The sequence below is a fragment of the uncultured Chitinophaga sp. genome, assembly GCF_937874145.1.
GTDB lineage: Bacteria > Bacteroidota > Bacteroidia > Chitinophagales > Chitinophagaceae > Chitinophaga.
Genome location: NZ_CALNBI010000016.1, coordinates 1 through 1793, shown reverse-complemented (window position 1 = coordinate 1793; position 1793 = coordinate 1). Strand labels below are relative to the sequence as shown.

The 1793-nt window shown below is 55.2% G+C and carries 2 protein-coding genes; both read right to left on the bottom strand.

Translation table 11 applies throughout. From position 1 onward, the window contains the following. Positions 1-425: DUF1735 domain-containing protein (locus Q0510_RS00565; protein WP_298707279.1), on the bottom strand; the 425-nt coding region annotated here is incomplete at its 3' end. A 26-nt stretch (positions 426-451) separates the two neighbouring features. After that, positions 452-1793, bottom strand: a 1342-nt coding sequence (locus Q0510_RS00560; protein WP_298707277.1) for a RagB/SusD family nutrient uptake outer membrane protein, incomplete at its 5' end; no start/stop codon positions are given.

Sequence of the window (1793 nt, the reverse complement as noted above, 5' to 3'; positions counted from 1 at the left end):
CGGATGGCCTGCGGATCGGTGAAAAAATCGTCTGTCAGCTGCACGGTTACGCCGCCGTACATTTCGCCCTTGGGCACCACCAGTTTGTTGGTGCTGAGGGTATAGTACTTGGGAGGCAGCGTCCGCACCGTGTCGCCGGCGGCACTGAATAGCAGCTGCCCGGCAAGCGCCTGGTCCACTTCAATATCGAAACTCCTGTCCCGGCTGTTTTCATAAACGCCGCCGATGTGCGCGGATATGAGGAAGCGGTGGTTATTGTCGTTGGTATTATCGTAAATATCGTCGCCAAGCACCAGCGTTCTTACCGGAAACTGGTACGGGAAAAAGCCGGATGTGTATTTAAAGTCCGGGTGCGTGATCTCAAAGTTCTTGCAGGAGTGTAACCCGAGCGCAAGAATTGCGATGACCATCAATGTCTGTTTCATGCTTCTGGCTTTTAATTTAATAATGGTTATTGCCAACCCTTGTTCTGGATGAAGTTGAACTTGAAAACCTCTCTGTTCGAGATAGGCCCGTAGTGCATATAGCTGTTGTCGTATGCGCGTTGCTCCACGGTAAAATATTCGTACGTGCCGTTAACGATCCTCACGCCTTTCAGCGGTTCTGTGAGGTCTGCCTTCCAGCGGCGCAGGTCCCAGAAACGGAACCCTTCAAAGCACAGCTCCAGCCTTCTTTCGTTGCGGATCAGCTCGCGCATGGCGTCTTTGCTGGTTACTGACTGCAGGAAAAGGTCCGAGGCTGTAATGCCTGCACGCTTGCGGATGGCTGCGATCACGCTACGGGCGGAGTAGGCCTGCGTTCCGGTACCATCCGGCCCCCACGCTTCGTTGGCGGCTTCCGCATAATTCAGGAACAGCTCGGTGTACCGGATATGCGTGTTGAAGTGCTTCTGGTCGGAGGTGGAAACAGGGTTCACGTTCACGTCTTCGCGCAGCAGCTTCTTCAGGTAGTAGCCGGTACGGGTGGAGTTCTGTACAGCGTCCAGCCCGTCGTTGCCTGCCCCTACGCCGGTATTGATAGTGGTGTTGCGCAGCTTGCTGCCGTTGTATACAATGTACAGGGCCAGCCGCGGGTCCCTTTTATCGTATGGCTTGGCGGGATCATAACCGGAGGCCCCATCTCCGATGGGATAGCCGTTGGCCATGGGAAACGCATCCACCAGGTTCTGGGAAGGATTAACATTTCCGTTCCCGAACAGGGTGGGTGGGAAATTGGATTGTTCGCGCGCACGGTTGGTGTAAATGGGGCGGCGCCACAGTATTTCAGGAATGTCCTTTTTATCGCCGGCGGTAAGGTCGGCATTATCTACCTGGGCTTTGAGGTAGAAGATGTTCCCCTTGGGGTCAAGCCCCGCTACGCCGTTAACGCTGGCCAGCACATCGGCCGTTAGTTTGGCCGCTTCCTCCCATAACTGGGCGTTACCGCCCGCGTTGAAAGCGGGGCTTGCCGCCAGCAAGGCCATGCGCGACTTGATGGCCAGGGCAATGCTGCCGCTCACGCGTTGTTGCGTTACCTCGCCGAATACGGTATTGTATTTGTCGATGTCGGTAATGTCCGAAAAACCGGGGGGCAGGTTCACGCGATTGTTGATGTTGCCATAGTGCGGCGCCAGCAGGGCCAAAGCACTGTCCAGGTCATCGTAGGTGCTTTTCAGGCTCTCGGCAAACTTGTTACGCGGTGCGGAAAATTCGTCGCCTGATTTGATGAATTTGTTATAGATGGGGAAACCCAGCAATTCCCCGTTATCGCCATACCCGCCGTGATTGCGGATGAGGAAGTATTTGAACATGCCG